Source organism: Actinotalea sp. Marseille-Q4924, assembly GCF_916618755.1.
Classification (GTDB): Bacteria; Actinomycetota; Actinomycetes; order Actinomycetales; family Cellulomonadaceae; genus Actinotalea.
Map to the genome: position 1 here is coordinate 61,902 of NZ_CAKAKB010000003.1, position 13,865 is coordinate 75,766.

12 protein-coding genes are annotated in these 13,865 nt (G+C 74.5%); 7 read left to right on the forward strand and 5 right to left on the reverse strand.

The features are described 5' to 3' along the window. Positions 1 to 55: 55 nt before the first annotated feature. A complete protein-coding gene (locus LG379_RS06965; protein ID WP_225753874.1) occupies positions 56 to 1,768 on the reverse strand; it encodes a DUF885 domain-containing protein in 1,713 nt (570 codons plus the stop codon). Positions 1,769 to 1,887: 119 nt separating this feature from the next. Between LG379_RS06965 and LG379_RS06970 the strand changes: the two genes are divergently transcribed. After that, positions 1,888 to 2,286, forward strand: a complete 399-nt coding sequence (locus tag LG379_RS06970) for a hypothetical protein (RefSeq protein ID WP_225753875.1) — start codon at positions 1,888 to 1,890, stop codon at positions 2,284 to 2,286. Positions 2,287 to 2,339: 53 nt separating this feature from the next. Next, on the forward strand, positions 2,340 to 2,945 hold the full coding sequence (locus tag LG379_RS06975) for a DinB family protein (protein ID WP_225753876.1): 606 nt from the start codon (positions 2,340 to 2,342) through the stop codon (positions 2,943 to 2,945). Between the two features lie 80 nt (positions 2,946 to 3,025). Here LG379_RS06975 and LG379_RS06980 read toward each other — a convergent pair whose 3' ends face one another. Together LG379_RS06980 and LG379_RS06985 are read right to left on the reverse strand one after the other, a co-directional pair. Next, on the reverse strand, positions 3,026 to 3,259 hold the full coding sequence (locus tag LG379_RS06980; RefSeq protein ID WP_225753877.1) for an acyl-CoA carboxylase epsilon subunit: 234 nt from the start codon (positions 3,257 to 3,259) through the stop codon (positions 3,026 to 3,028). Then, complete coding sequence (locus tag LG379_RS06985; RefSeq protein WP_225753878.1) at positions 3,256 to 4,866, reverse strand: acyl-CoA carboxylase subunit beta; 1,611 nt, start codon at positions 4,864 to 4,866, stop codon at positions 3,256 to 3,258. Before LG379_RS06985 ends, LG379_RS06980 begins: the two co-directional genes overlap by 4 nt. Positions 4,867 to 4,979: 113 nt before the next feature. Here LG379_RS06985 and LG379_RS06990 point away from each other — a divergent pair, with 113 nt between their 5' ends. Together LG379_RS06990 and LG379_RS06995 are read left to right on the forward strand one after the other, a co-directional pair. After that, positions 4,980 to 5,855 carry a biotin--[acetyl-CoA-carboxylase] ligase gene (locus LG379_RS06990; RefSeq protein WP_225753879.1) on the forward strand — a complete coding sequence of 292 codons (876 nt, stop codon included), beginning with the start codon at positions 4,980 to 4,982 and terminating at the stop codon, positions 5,853 to 5,855. Between the two features lie 14 nt (positions 5,856 to 5,869). Further along, a complete protein-coding gene (locus tag LG379_RS06995; RefSeq protein ID WP_225753880.1) occupies positions 5,870 to 6,928 on the forward strand; it encodes an adenylate/guanylate cyclase domain-containing protein in 1,059 nt (352 codons plus the stop codon). 6 nt (positions 6,929 to 6,934) lie between these two features. Here LG379_RS06995 and LG379_RS07000 read toward each other — a convergent pair whose 3' ends face one another. Further along, the gene (locus LG379_RS07000) at positions 6,935 to 7,837 is read right to left on the reverse strand and encodes an SOS response-associated peptidase (protein ID WP_225753881.1); all 903 of its coding nucleotides are present in this window, start codon (positions 7,835 to 7,837) and stop codon (positions 6,935 to 6,937) included. A gap of 171 nt (positions 7,838 to 8,008) precedes the next feature. On the opposite strand from LG379_RS07000, the gene LG379_RS07005 reads away from it, so the two are divergent. The 3 genes from LG379_RS07005 to LG379_RS07015 all read left to right on the forward strand — a co-directional run bounded on the left by LG379_RS07005 (position 8,009) and on the right by LG379_RS07015 (position 12,642). Further along, on the forward strand, positions 8,009 to 9,487 hold the full coding sequence (locus tag LG379_RS07005; RefSeq protein WP_225753882.1) for a multidrug effflux MFS transporter: 1,479 nt from the start codon (positions 8,009 to 8,011) through the stop codon (positions 9,485 to 9,487). Between the two features lie 9 nt (positions 9,488 to 9,496). Continuing rightward, the gene (locus LG379_RS07010) at positions 9,497 to 10,726 is read left to right on the forward strand and encodes a pyridoxal phosphate-dependent aminotransferase (RefSeq protein ID WP_225753883.1); all 1,230 of its coding nucleotides are present in this window, start codon (positions 9,497 to 9,499) and stop codon (positions 10,724 to 10,726) included. A 122-nt stretch (positions 10,727 to 10,848) separates the two neighbouring features. Further along, positions 10,849 to 12,642, forward strand: coding sequence for an HNH endonuclease signature motif containing protein (locus tag LG379_RS07015; RefSeq protein ID WP_225753884.1), 1,794 nt, complete (start codon positions 10,849 to 10,851; stop codon positions 12,640 to 12,642). 191 nt (positions 12,643 to 12,833) lie between these two features. Here LG379_RS07015 and LG379_RS07020 read toward each other — a convergent pair whose 3' ends face one another. Further along, a complete protein-coding gene (locus tag LG379_RS07020; RefSeq protein WP_225753885.1) occupies positions 12,834 to 13,775 on the reverse strand; it encodes a DUF72 domain-containing protein in 942 nt (313 codons plus the stop codon). Positions 13,776 to 13,865 lie beyond the last annotated feature (90 nt).

Consider the following 13,865-nt stretch of genomic DNA (forward strand, 5'->3'; position numbering starts at 1 on the left):
ACTCAGGCGCCGACGGTCACCCGGGTCCGGCAGGCTCGAGGCTCGGGCCCGGCCGTCACACCAGCGCGACGCGCAGCACGTCCAGCCCGATCGAGCCGAGGCCGAGCGCGCGGGCGTGGAACGCCCGGAGGTCCGCGTCCTCGCCCCGGCGCGTGGCGGCGGCCGCCGCCTCGTCCCGCGCCGCCTCCCACAGCCGCTGGCCGACCTTGTACGACGGCGCCTGGCCGGGCCAGCCGAGGTACCGGTTCAGCTCGAACCGCAGGAAGCCCTCGTCCATGTTGACGTTGGCGCGCAGGAACTCCCACGCGGTCTCCGCGTCCCAGGGGCCGCCGCCCCACCGCTGGGGCCGGTCCAGCCCCAGGTGCACGCCGATGTCGAGGACGACGCGTGCGGCGCGCATCCGCTGGGCGTCGAGCATGCCCAGCCGGTCGCCCGGGTCGTCCATGAAGCCCAGGTCCGCCATGAGCCGCTCGGCGTAGAGGGCCCAGCCCTCGCCGTGGCCCGAGACCCAGCACGCGAGCCGGCGCCAGGTGTTGAGCGCCTGCCGCTGGTGCACCGCCTGGGCGATCTGGAGGTGGTGGCCGGGGACGCCCTCGTGGTAGACGGTCGTCTTCTCGCGCCAGGTCGTGAACGTCTCGACGCCGGGCGGCACGGACCACCACATCCGCCCCGGCCGGGAGAAGTCGTCCGACGGCCCGGTGTAGTAGATGCCGCCGTTCTGCGTGGGCGCGATCATGCACTCCAGCGCGAGCAGCGCGTCCGGGATGTCGAAGTGCGTCCCGCGCAGGGCGGTGATCGCGGCGTCCGACGTCTCCTGCATCCAGCGGCGCAGCTCCTCGGTGCCGTGCAGGACGCGTGCCGGGTCCTTGTCGAGCTCGGCGATGGCGTCGGCGACGGTGGCGTCGGGGCCGGCGATCCGCCGCGCGACCTCCTCCTGCTCGTCGATGATCCGGTCGAGCTCCTCCAGGCCCCAGCGGTACGTCTCCTCGAGGTCCACCTCCGCGCCGAGGAAGTACCGGGACCACAGGAGGTAGCGCGCGGCGCCGACGGCGTCCTCGGCCGGCGCCTCGGGCAGGAGCTCCTCGCGCAGGTAGGTGGCCAGGTGCGCGTAGGCGGCGCGGGCGGCGGCGGCACCCCGGTCGAGCGCGTCCCGACGCTCGGCGGCGTCGGGCGCGTCGGCGAGGGCCGCCTGGGCCTTCGGCCCGGTCACGAAGGTCGTGAAGAAGGATGTGTCCGGCGCGGCGAGCTGCTCGGCCTGGGCGATGCACTCGAGCACCTGCCGCCGGGCGGCGGTGCGGCCCCGGGCGGCGGCGAGGCGCAGCGACTCCACGACGCCGTCGGCCGCTGCGGGCAGCGCCTCGAGACGGGCGAGCACGGCGTCCCAGTGGGCGGGCGTCGCCGTCGGCATGAGGTCGAAGACGTCGCGGAGCTCCTGCACGGGGGAGGCGATGTTGTTGAGCTGACCGAGCAGCTCGTCCGCCTCGTGCAGCTCGAGCTCCAGGCCGATGCGCTCCCGCATCGCGGCGAGCGTCACGGTGTCGGTGTGGTCCTGCGGGGTCGCGGCGTCGAGCTCGGCGAGCACGGCACGTGCGGCGTCGGCCTGGGCCTGGTGGCCGGCGGGGGAGAAGTCGGTCATGAGGTGGTCGTACCCGGACAGCCCCATCGCGGTCGCCGCCAGGGGGTTGAGGCGGGCGATCGTCTCGACGTAGCGGTCGGCGATCGCGTCGATCGCCGTGGGGGTGCGGGCCGGCTGAGCGTCGGTGGTCATGGGGCAGGAGCCTATTCCGGTCCCCGGTGTCTCTCGCAGGCGAGCCGCAGGGACCTCCGTCCCTCCCGCCGGCGTGCGACACGGTCGAACACTGGAGCCACGTCGTCGGAGGAGGAGCCATGCACCCGTCCCGACTGGTCGCCGCCGCGGCGGCCTGGGCCGCAGCGGTCCTGTACGTCCTTGTCGGCCTGGGCGTGCTCGACATCGGCCGCGCCGTCGAGCCCGGAGCGGAGGACCTCCTGGCGTTCGGGCTCGCCGCGGGTGCCGCTCAGCTGCTCGTCGGCGTCGCTGTCCTGGTGGCGCGCGGGCGGGCGCCGCTGCTCGTCGTCGTCGGCTTCGAGATCCTCGTGGTGCTCATGTACGTGGCCGTGGCGAGCGTCCGGGTCCCGGCGTACGAGGTCTACGGCGTGACCATCAAGGCGCTCGAGATCGTCGCGATGGTGGCCACGCTCGTGCTCGCGACCCACCTGCAGCCCGTCCGCACCGGTGCGGAGCGCCACGTCGGCCACGGCATCTGACGCGGGCCGCGCGTACCGTCGTCCTCGTCGAGCGGAGTCGCGAGGAGGACCCGGTGACGCAGGACGAGGCGACCTACGGGTCGGAGGAGTTCGACTGGTCGGTCCTGCAGGTGCCGACGGCCGCCGCGATGGTGCGGGGGCAGCTCGAGTTCTCCTGGCTGGAGCTGCGCGACCGGCTGCGTGCGGTCGACGACGAGACGTTCCGGTGGGAGCCGGTGCCCGGTGCCCTGTCCGTGGTGCGGCGGGGCACCGAGCGGACGCCGCGCACCCTCGGCACGGGGGACTGGGTCGCCGAGTGGCCTGGCGGCACCGACGAGCCGACCCCGCGGACGATCGCGTGGCTGGTCGCCCACCTCACCGAGGCGGTCTTCGAGCGGTGGGAGTGGACGTTCGGCGAGCACCGGCGGCGGCGCACCGACGTGGAGGTGCACGGCGAGGTCGGCCCGGCGGTCGCCGGGCTGTCACGCTGGGTCGACGCCTGGCGGGCGGGCATCGCGGCCCTGCCGGACGAGGACGTGATGCGGGTCGGGCTGAGCACCGCGACGCCCATCGACGCCCAGGCGCCCTTCGGCCACCTCGTGCTCCACATGAACCGCGAGATCATCCACCACGGCGCGGAGATCATGGCGTTGGCCGACCTGCGCGGCGCCCTGCGCTGACGGCCGCCACGGCGCCCGGCTGGCACGGCGTGCGAGAGCTCACGACGCTCGCGCCACCACTGCCGGCGCGGGACCGCACCTCAGGGGTGCGTGCTCCAGCGCCAGGCGTCGGGCCCGGGCGAGAGGCGGTCGGACAGGCGGTTCGCGGCGTCGCGCCAGCGGCGCCGCGCCTGCACCGAGGGGGTGGGGTCGGCGGCGAGGTGCGCGGCGTCGTCGTCGGCGGACTGCGCGCCGGCGGCGAGCCCGGCGACCAGGGCCGCCAGCTCGACGTCGTCGGGGGCTCCGCGGACGACGCGGACGTCGGGCGGGGTCACAGCGGGATGTTCCCGTGCTTCTTGGCCGGCAGGCTCGCGCGCTTGGTGCGCAGCGCCCGCAGCGCGCGGACCACCTGGGCACGCGTCTCGGACGGCCGGATGACGGCGTCGACGTAGCCGCGCTCGGCGGCGTCGTAGGGGTTCACCAGCGCCTCCTCGTACTCGGCGGTCAGGCGGGCGCGCTCGGCGTCCACGTCACCACCGTCCTCCGCGACCTTCTTGAGCGCACCCCGGTGGAGGATGTTGACGGCGCCGCCCGCGCCCATGACGGCGATCTGGGCGGTCGGCCACGCGAGGTTGACGTCGGCACCGAGCTGCTTGGACCCCATGACGATGTACGCGCCGCCGTAGGCCTTGCGCGTGATGACGGTGACGAGGGGCACCGTGGCCTCGGCGTAGGCGTAGATGAGCTTCGCGCCGCGGCGGATGATGCCGTTCCACTCCTGGTCGGTGCCCGGGAGGAAGCCCGGGACGTCCACGAAGGTCAGCACCGGGATGTTGAACGCGTCGCAGGTGCGCACGAAGCGGGCGGCCTTCTCGGCGGCGTTGATGTCGAGCGTCCCCGCCATCTGCTGCGGCTGGTTGGCGACGACGCCCACGGGGCGCCCCTCGACGTGGCCGAACCCGACGATGACGTTCTGCGCGTACAGCGGCTGGACCTCGAGGAAGTCGCCGTGGTCGAGGACGTGGCCGATGACGGTGTGCATGTCGTACGGCTGGGAGTCGGAGTCCGGGACGAGGGTGTCCAGCTCGAGGTCCTCGTCCGTGGTGCCCAGGTCGGCGTGCGCGTCGTCCTCCCACACCGGGGGCTCGGAGAGGTTGTTCGACGGCAGGTAGCCGACCAGCGCCTTGACCCAGTCGATGGCGTCGTCCTCGTCCGCGCCGAGGTAGTGCGCGACGCCGGAGCGTGCGTTGTGCGTCTGACCGCCGCCGAGCTCCTCGAAGCCGACGTCCTCGCCCGTCACGGCGCGGATGACGTCCGGGCCGGTGATGAACATGTTGGACGTCCCGTCGGCCATGACGACGAAGTCGGTGAGGGCGGGGGAGTACACCGCCCCGCCGGCGCTCGGGCCGAGGATGAGGGAGATCTGCGGGATCACGCCCGACGCGGCGACGTTGCGGCGGAAGATCTCGGCGAACTGCGTGAGGGCCGCCACGCCCTCCTGGATCCGCGCGCCGCCGCCGTCCAGCACGCCGATGAGCGGCACGCCGGTGCGCAGCGCCAGGTCCATGACCTTGGTGATCTTCTGCCCGTGCACCTCGCCGAGGGAGCCGCCGAAGACGGTGAAGTCCTGGCTGTAGACGCAGACCTGGCGGCCGTCGATGGTGCCGTACCCGGTGACGACGCCGTCGCCCGGCGTCTTGCGCTTCTCGAGGCCGAAGCGGGTCGACCGGTGGGCCGCGAAGGCGTCGAGCTCGACGAAGCTGCCCTCGTCCAGCAGGGCGGCGATGCGCTCCCGTGCGGTCTTCTTCCGCCGCGGGTGCTGCTTGGCCGCCGCGACCTCCTCCTGGGCGTCGACGGCACGGGACGTGCGCCCGGCGAGGTCGGCGAGCTTCGCGTCCGTACCCGCGGAGGTGCCGGTCGAGGTGGCGAGTGCGTCAGTCACCCGAGTGAGGGTAGTTGTCGGGATCAGCACATGCCGGATGCCGTTCCCCACCGTGTCGGCCCACCGCCGTGTGCGGGTCTCGACAAACGTCGGCGTGTCGCTAGGGTCGCGCCATGTCTGCTGCGCGTGAGCCGTTGGAGCCCGCTGCCGTCGTGGCGGCGCTGCGGTCCGCGGGGGCGACCGGGCGCGTCGTCGTCGTCGAGCGGACGGCGTCCACCTCGGCGGACGTCCTTGCCGGTCTCGCCGCGGCGCCGGCGGACTGGCCCGACCGCTCGGTGCTGGTGACCGACCACCAGGAGGGCGGGCGCGGCCGGCGCGGGCGGACCTGGACGACGCCGGCGCGCGCCGCCCTGACCTTCTCCGTCGTGCTCCGGCCCGCGGGTGCGGTGCCGCCGGACCGGTGGGGGTGGTTGCCGCTCCTGGCCGGGCTGGCGGTCGTCGAGGCGGTCGAGCGGGTCGCCGGTGTGCGGGCCGGGGTGAAGTGGCCGAACGACGTGCTTGTCGACGCGGACGCCGAGGACCTCCCGGGCTGGGGGACGCGCCGCAAGCTCGTGGGCATCCTCGGCGACCTCGCACTCGTGCCGGAAGGACGCGCGGCGGTCGTGGGGATCGGCGTCAACGTCGACCAGACCGCGCACGAGCTGCCCGTGGCGACCGCGACGTCGCTGCGCCTGCTCGGTGCGGACGGCAGCGGGGCCGCGCCGGAGCGCACGGCGCTGCTGGCCGCCGTCGTCGAGGGCCTCCTCGAGGTCGACGCCCGGTGGCGTGCGGCGGGTGGCGACGTCCACCGGGCCGGCCTGGACTCCCGCGTCGCCGCGGTCTGCACGACGCTCGGTCGGCAGGTCCGTGTGGACCTCCCCGGCGACGGGGTCCTCGAGGGCGTCGCCCGGTCGCTGGCACCCGACGGGTCCCTCGAGGTGGTCGATGCCGGCGGCCGTGTGCACGGCGTCCTGGCCGGTGACGTCCGTCACACGCGGATGGCCCGCTGAACTAGCCTGGCCGGGTGGACGACGACGAGCGGGGGGACGGGCCCGAGGCCTCGACGGACGCCGACTCGACCGTCGCGCGGCTCGAGGACCAGCTCCTCGGCGGGCCCCGGACGCTGTCCCTCTCGGATGTCGCCGCCAGCGCGGGCGCCGGCATCGAGGACGTCCGCCTCTTCTGGCACGCGCTCGGCCTGCCGACGCTCGAGGACGGCGCGGTCGCCTACACCGAGGCCGACGCCGAGGCGGTCCGGCTGCTGCACCGCGCGTCGCAGACCTACGACGTCTCCGACCGAACGGCCGTCTCCCTCGTGCGGTCGATCGGCCACACGACGGACCGGCTGGTGCTGTGGCAGGTGGAGGCGCTGACAGAGCACCTCGCCCAGCGCCACGACCTCGACGACGTCACGGCGCGCCTCCTCGTGCTCGACCGCCTCAGCGAGATCGCCCCGTTGCTCGAGCACCAGCTCGTGCACGCCTGGCGCCGGCAGCTCGCGGCGCTGGCGGCGCGCATCGCGGCGGAGTTCGGATCCGCCCGCGGCAGGCCCTCCGGCGACGACGACGAGCTGCCGCTTGCCCGGGCCGTCGGGTTCGCCGACATGGTGTCCTTCACCAAGCGCACGGCCCGCCTCGGGGCGCACGAGCTGGCCGACTTCGTGCAGCACTTCGAGACCGGCGCACGCGACGTCGTCACGAACAACGGCGGACGCGTGGTCAAGACGATCGGCGACGCGGTGCTCTTCGTCGCCGACGACGTGCGGGCGGGCGCGGAGATCGCGCTGGGCCTGGCCGACAGGTTCCACGCGGGCGCTCCGACGCCCGTGCGCGTCAGCTGCGTGTGGGGCCGCGTGCTCTCGCGCTTCGGCGACGTGTTCGGGCCCACCGTCAACGTGGCGGCCCGCCTGACGGAGGAGGCGGAGCCGGGCACGGTGCTGCTGGACCCCGGGACGGCCGCCGAGGTGCGCGCGTTGGGCGGGTACCACCTGGTGGAGCTGACGGACCGCGAGATCGAGGGCATCGGCCCGTTGCGCCCGGTGCGGCTCGAGCGCGTGCGGCTCCGGCTGGCGCACGAGGACTGAGCGCGATCACGCTCGTCGCGGCCCGCTGGGCGACCGTGCGTCCGGCACGGATGCGTCGGGCACGGGTGCGTCGGGCTCGACCGGCTCGATGAGCTCGGGACCGTTCGTGCCCACGCGGTTCACCGCGGTCGAGACGGGTGTCGCGACCAGAGAGGGCGCCTGGGTGCGGAGGAGCGCGACGGCCGCCGCGCCGTCCTGCTGGTGCGGGTCCAGCCACGCGTCCCAGGCCTCGGGCGGCAGGATCACCGGCCGCCGGTCGTGGATGCTCGACAGGTGCGGGTCGTTCGTCGGCGCGCCGCCGGTGACGATGGTCATGGTGACGAGCCAGCGGTTCGGGTCGTCGTCGGGCAGGGAGCGGTCCCGCCAGAACTCGTACAGGCCGGCGAAGGCCAGCGGGGCGCCGTCGGGGGAGTGGATCCAGAACGGCTGCTTCGGGGTTCGCTTCGGGGAGCCCTCGGGCGGCGCCTGCCACTCGAAGTAGCCCTCCGCGGGCACGAGGCAGCGGCGCGCGGCGACGGCCTTGCGGAAGGCCGGCTTCTCGACGAGGGACTCGACCCGCGCGTTGATCATGCGGTTGCCGACGCTCGGGTCCTTCGCCCAGCCCGGGACGAGGCCCCACCGCACCACCCGCAGCGACCGCTCGACGGGCGTGTCCCGGTCGGGCGCGTCCTCGTCGGCTGCGTCGCCGCGGGCTCCGTCGTCGTCGGGCACCTCGCCGCCGGTCTGCGGTGGCGCAGCGTCCGCGGTCGGCCGCTTCTCGCGCTCGACCACCACGCGCACCGGGTCCGTCGGGGCGAGGTTCCACGAGGGTGGGAGCGCGCGGGCGTCGTCGGCGACCGCCTCCGGTGCCACGTCGAAGGCGTCGGCGAGGTCCAGGGCGTCCCGGAACGAGGCGTAGCGGCCGCACATGGGACCAGCATGCCGCCGGGCACCGACATCGGCCCACGACGCTGGCCACGGGCGAGCGCCGTCCACCGCAGCCGGCCTGCCGTGTCGATGCGGAGACCGCGTCCGAGGGGTGGAAGACTGTCCGCCGACGCGCGGATCGAAACGATTCGGTGTCACAATCGAGCAGTGCCTGTGACCTCACCCGACCGGACCGCTCTCCGGTCGACCTCGCCGCCCGCGCGGACCGCCCCGTCGGAGCGGACGTTCTGGTTCGTCCTGCTCGTGGGATCGCTGACCCTGCTGCCCGCCGTGACGACCGACATGTACCTGCCGTCGCTGCCCGACGTCGCGGCCGACCTGTCGACGACGCCCGCCGCGGCCCAGTTCACCATCACGGGGATGCTCATCGGGGGGGCGCTCGGCCAGCTCCTCGTCGGGCCGTTCTCGGACCGGGTCGGCCGCCGTCTGCCGGTGCTCATCGGCGTCTCGCTGCACGTCGTGATCTCGCTGCTGTGCGTGGTGGCCACCACCATCGAGCAGCTCGCGACGCTGCGTGTGCTGCAGGGCCTGGTGAGCGCGGGCGCCACCGTCGTCGCCATGGCCGTCATCCGCGACCGGTACACCGGCGCGGAGGCCGCCCGGATCATCTCCCGCCTCATGCTGGTCATCGCTGCGGCGCCCCTCCTCGCCCCGACGGCCGGCAGCGTCATCGCCGAGGCGTGGGGGTGGCGGGCGGTCTTCGTGACCCTCGCGATCTTCGCGGCGCTGCTCGTCGCCGTCGTCGCCCTCTTCCTGCCGGAGACCCTCCCGCCGCACCGCCGCGCCGCCCACGGCATCGCGGCGTCCTTCCGCGGCTACACCGCCCTGCTCCACGACGGACGCTTCGTCGCGCTCGCCGTCATCCCCGGCATGGCGATGGCGCTCATCATCAGCTACGTCGCCGGCTCGTCGTTCGTGTTCCAGGAGCAGTACGGGCTCAGCGCCCAGCAGTTCGCGTACGTCTTCGCGCTCGGGGGGACGTCGCTCGTCACAGGCTCGCAGGTCAACGCCGCGCTGGTACGCCGCTTCGGCCCGCTGACGCTGCTGCGGGTCGGCCTGCCGGTCACCCTCGCCTTCACCGTGCTGCTGGCAGTGCAGGGCGCGACCGGGATCGGTGGCTTGCCAGGCCTCGTGGTCGCGATCTGGTTCTCGACGGCGGTGCTCGGGTTCGTCATGGCCAACGCGTCGGCCCTCGCGCTGTCGCGCCACGGGGACCGCGCGGGGACGGCTGCGGCGTTCATCGGCTTCTTCCAGGCCGGCCTGGCCGGGGTGGTGAGCCCGCTCGTCGGGCTCCTGGGCGGCGACGCCCTGGCGATGACCGGTGTGATGCTCGCGAGCATGGTCGTCGCGCAGCTGGTGCTGACGTTCGGGACGCCCGCGTACCGGCGCGACGCGCACGAGCAGCTCGAGCACGTCGGGACGCAGGTGGCCCAGGTGCGAGCCGCGGCGGTGACGGCCGGTGAGGGGGAGCCTCTGCCGGTGGCGGACGTCGCGCCGGCACGGGAGCATGCGCCCGTCGAGGACGCGGAGCAGGCCGTCAAGGTCCCGGGCGAGGTCGGGGTGCGGGCCGTCGGGACGCCAGGCGAGGTGGCGATGCAGGGCGCGGGCGCACCGGCGCAGGCCCGGCCCTAACCTGGGGCGATGGCTCCTCACGTGCCCGGCCGCTGGAACGACGTCGTGCGAGCGGCCGGCCTGGTCGCACCCGACGGCACGGTGCGGGCGACGGTGTTCGCGGAGATGTCGGCGCTCGCGACGCGGACCGGCGCGATCAACCTGGGTCAGGGGTTCCCCGACGTCGACGGTCCCGCGCACGTCGCCGAGGCGGCGGTCGCGGCGATCCGTGCGGGGCACAACCAGTACCCGCCCGGGCCGGGTGTGCCGGCGCTCCGGCACGCGATCGCCGAGCACCAGCGGCGGCAGTACTCGCTCGACGTCGACCCCGAGTCCGAGGTGCTCGTGACCGTCGGGGCCACGGAGGCGCTCGCGGCGGCGGTGCTCGCGCTGGCCGGGCCGGGGGACGAGGTCGTGACCGTCGAGCCGTACTACGACAGCTATGCGGCGGTCGTCGCGGCGGCCGGCGCCACCCACGTGACGGTCCCCCTGCGTGCCGACGACGGCGGCTACCGCCTCGACGTCGCGGCGTTCCGTGCGGCCGTCGGTCCGCGGACCCGCGTCATCCTGCTCAACACCCCCCACAACCCGACGGGGGCGGTGCTCGACCGGGCCGAGCTCGAGGTCGTGGCGGCCGCCGCCCGTCAGCACGACGTCGTCGTCGTCACCGACGAGGTGTACGAGCACCTGGTGTACGACCGGGCGCGCCACGTCCCGATCGCGACGCTGCCCGGGATGTCGGAGCGGACGCTCACGGTGTCGTCGGCGGGGAAGACGCTGTCCTTCACCGGCTGGAAGGTCGGGTGGGTCACGGGGCCGGCCGACCTCGTCGACGCCGTGCGTGCCGTCAAGCAGTACCTCACGTACGTGGGCAGCGGGCCGTTCCAGCACGCGGTCGCCGAGGCGCTCACGGACGACGGCGGACGGACGCGGGCGTGGCTGGCGGAGCTCGTCGCCTCGCTCGAGAGGCGTCGGGACCTGCTCTGCGAAGGCCTGGAGGCCGCGGGGTTCGACGTCGTAGTGCCGCAGGGGACGTACTTCGTGGTCGCGGACGGCCGCGCGCTCGGGTTCGAGGACGGAGCCGAGCTGTGCGCGCGCCTGCCCGAGCTCGCCGGCGTGGTCGGTGTGCCGGTGAGCGCGTTCTGCCGCGAGGGGACGGCCGCCGCGGAGGAGTTCAGGTCCGGTGTGCGGTTCACGTTCGTCAAGCAGGAGGACGTGCTCGTCGAAGGGGTGCGGCGGCTGGGCGCGATGCGGCGCTGACAGCCTCGCCAGCCACCGCCGGCACGTGGCGACTTCGAGCTGTCCGGCTCCGGGAGCCATGTCGTCCACAGCCGGGCTGTCGTGTCCGGTGCGTGTCGGTGCCTCGTTCTAGTGTCGTACACATGTTCGAGGGTGTGGTGGTGGAGCGGTCGGCGGAGGATGACGTCGCCGCGGCGCTGGCGTTTGCGCGGTCGCGGGCGGGCCGGTCGATCCCGGCGCAGGACGTGGCGGTGCGGTGGGCGTTGAACCACCCCCACGCGGCGAGGTTCGCCGCTGCGGTCCCGGGTCCGGGGCTGGCGGGGATGGTGCAGGAGGTCGCGGTCGCCGACGCCCCGAGCCAGGACCTGCTGGAGGTGGTCGGGGCGTGGGAGCGGCTGGGTGCGTGGGTGGTGGCCGGTCAGGCCAGGGTGCTGCAGGAGCTGCACCGCCGGGCGGTGGGGTCCACGTGGGCGGTCAAGGGCCTGCGGGACGAGGTCGCCGGCACGTTGGCCGCGTCCGGTCGGGCCGCGCAGGTCCTGCTGGACCGGGCCGTGGAGCTGGGTCACGCCCCGGAGGTCCACGACGCGTTGGCGCACGGGGTGGTGTCGGTGCGCAAGGCCGACGTGCTGCTGCGCGAGACCGGGTCCCTGACCGGCCAGGAGGCCCGGGCGGTGCACACCGAGGTGCTGGACCGGGCGCACGAGCTGACCGCACCCCAGGTCGGTGCCGCCGCCCGGCGGCTGGTGCTGCAGGTGGACCCCGACGCCGCCGAGCACCGCCACCACCAAGCCCGACGGGACCGGTGCGTGGTGCTCGAACCCGCGGCGGACTGCATGGCGACCCTGCGGGCGTACCTGCCGGCGGGGGACGCGGTGCGGGTCATGCACGCCCTGGACACCGTCGCCACCACCGCCGCCCCGGAGGACCCCCGTGGTGTGGACGCGCGCCGCGCGGACGCTCTCGTCGACGTCCTGGGTTCGGTCCTGGACGGCACGACCGACGACCTGGGCGCGCTGCTCACCGGCCGCGGCGGCCCGGGCGCCGACGCACGCGACAGCGCGGGCGCGGGCGGCGGTGCCGGTGTGCGGTCCTCACGGCGGCGCCGGCGCCGCCCGGTCAAGCTCGCGATCACCGTCACCGCGGACGCGCTGGCCGGGGCGACCTGGACCCCGGCGTGGCTGGGCCGGTACGGGCCGGTCCTGCCCTCCCTGGCCCGCCAGCTGGCCGCGGAGGCGACGTGGCACTTCCAACGCACCGACCCCGCCACCGGGGAGGCCCTGGAGCAACCCGGCAGCCGCTACCGCCCCCCGGACGCCCTGCGTGAGGCGATCATCGCCCGCGACGTCACCTGCACCTTCCCCGGCTGCCGCACCCCCGCCCACACCTGCGACCTGGACCACACCATCGCCTTCGACGACACCCGCGACGCGGCCGGGCAGACCCGACGGTCCAACCTCGCCGCCCTGTGCCGCCACCACCACCAGCTCAAGACCCACGCCGGATGGACACCCCACCGCGACCCCGCGACCGGAGTCACGACGTGGACCTCACCGACCGGTAAGCCGTACACCCGCAACCCCGTCCCCGCACCGAGCGAGGTCCGACCCGACCAGAACCGACCGAGCCAGAGCGCACCGAGCGAGACGGGACCGAGCCAGAGCGCACGGAGCGCGACGAGACCGACCCACACCGCACGGAGCGATACCGGACCGAGCGAACCGGAACCACCACCGGACAAGGACGAGAGGCACCGTGACCCGGCCGCCACGAAGGGAGCTGCCCCGTCCGCCGCTGCAGGGGGCACCCCACCCGACACCCAGAGCGCCCAGTCGCCCGAAGCCGAGACGCGCAGCCGACCCGGCACCAGCGACCACGGCATGCCCGAAACCGACACCGGCCGCGGAGACGAGACATCGCGGGGCGACCCACCGTTCTGAGAACGTCGGCCGATGGCGTGCATCACGGCCCGCCCGCGCTTCAGCACACCCCGAGGTGCGGCCAGGCCGCCGCCGTCAGGACCCGGTGCTCGGCACTCGGACGATCGGCACCCGTGCCGCCCGCGTCCGACGGTTCGGGGACGCCGGCCGGGTGCGTGCGCGGTCAGCCACGCCGCCCACCGTCAGCCAGGTCACCCACTGTCAGCCTGTCGCCCGGCGGAGGACGTCACGGGCTCCGTCGCCTCACCCCGCGTGACAAGTGCGGCGGGACGCCCCGGACCGGCGGGCGGAGCGGGCCGATGGGTCGTCCCCGGGCCGACACCAAGCAGAGCAGCGAGCCGCTGGGCGTCGAACGGCGCGTGCACCTTGACGTCGTTGTCGAAGTACACGAACACGTCCAGTCCCGCACCGGACCACCGGCGGATCTTGTCCGCCCACCGTGTGAGCGACGCGTCGTCGTAGCCGCTGACGTAGAGCTCCTCGGCGCCGTGCAGCCGTACGTAGACCAGGTCGCTGGTCACGTCCTCCAACAGCGGCCACTTCCCCGCGGTGTCCGCGACGACGAGCCCGATGTCGTGCCGCCGCAGCAGGTCGACGGCCTCGGCGGTGGCGAAGCTCGCGTGGCGCACCTCCATGACGTGGCGCAGCGGACGGTGCTCGTCCGTCGTCGTCAACGACCGGCCCTCCATGCGGTCGTCGTGCTGCTCGGCGAGCGCCGCTGCCGCCGTCGTCGTCCGGGGCAGGGCGCGGAAGAAGGCGTCGAGGCGGTCGGCGTCGAAGCGGAGCACGGGCGGCAGCTGCCACAGGAAGGGCCCGAGCTTCGGCCCGAGGGCGAGGACGCCCGACGCGAAGAAGTTCGCCAGCGCCGTCTCCGGTCGCGTGAGCTTGAGCATGTGCGTGATGAACCGTCCACCCTTGACCGAGAACACGAAGTCCTCCGGTGCGGTGGCAGCCCACGCCGCGTAGCTCGCCGGCCGCTGGAGCGCGTAGAAGGACCCGTTGATCTCCACCGTGGAGAGCAGCGTCGAGGCATGCTCGAGCTCCCGGCGCTGAGCCAGGCCCGGCGGGTAGAACACCCCCCGCCAGGGCGCGTAGCGCCAGCCGGAGATGCCGACCCGCACCGTGCCGCCCATGCCGCTCACGCTAGGCACGCCCACCGCGGTCCGCGCGGCGTGGGGCCGCCCCCGGGTGCGGGACCGCCGGAGCACGGGGGGCGACCACCG

Bases quoted from the DNA above. Each gene is read 5' to 3' on its own strand.
- LG379_RS07000 (WP_225753881.1), bottom strand. From the start codon at position 7,837: ATGTGCGGCCGCTACGCCTCGTTCCGGGACGCCCTGGACCTCGCCGAC.
- LG379_RS07010 (WP_225753883.1), top strand. From the start codon at position 9,497: ATGGCTCCTCACGTGCCCGGCCGCTGGAACGACGTCGTGCGAGCGGCC.
- LG379_RS07015 (WP_225753884.1), top strand. From the start codon at position 10,849: ATGTTCGAGGGTGTGGTGGTGGAGCGGTCGGCGGAGGATGACGTCGCC.
- LG379_RS07020 (WP_225753885.1), bottom strand. From the start codon at position 13,775: ATGGGCGGCACGGTGCGGGTCGGCATCTCCGGCTGGCGCTACGCGCCC.
- LG379_RS06970 (WP_225753875.1), top strand. From the start codon at position 1,888: ATGCACCCGTCCCGACTGGTCGCCGCCGCGGCGGCCTGGGCCGCAGCG.
- LG379_RS06990 (WP_225753879.1), top strand. From the start codon at position 4,980: ATGTCTGCTGCGCGTGAGCCGTTGGAGCCCGCTGCCGTCGTGGCGGCG.
- LG379_RS06965 (WP_225753874.1), bottom strand. From the start codon at position 1,768: ATGACCACCGACGCTCAGCCGGCCCGCACCCCCACGGCGATCGACGCG.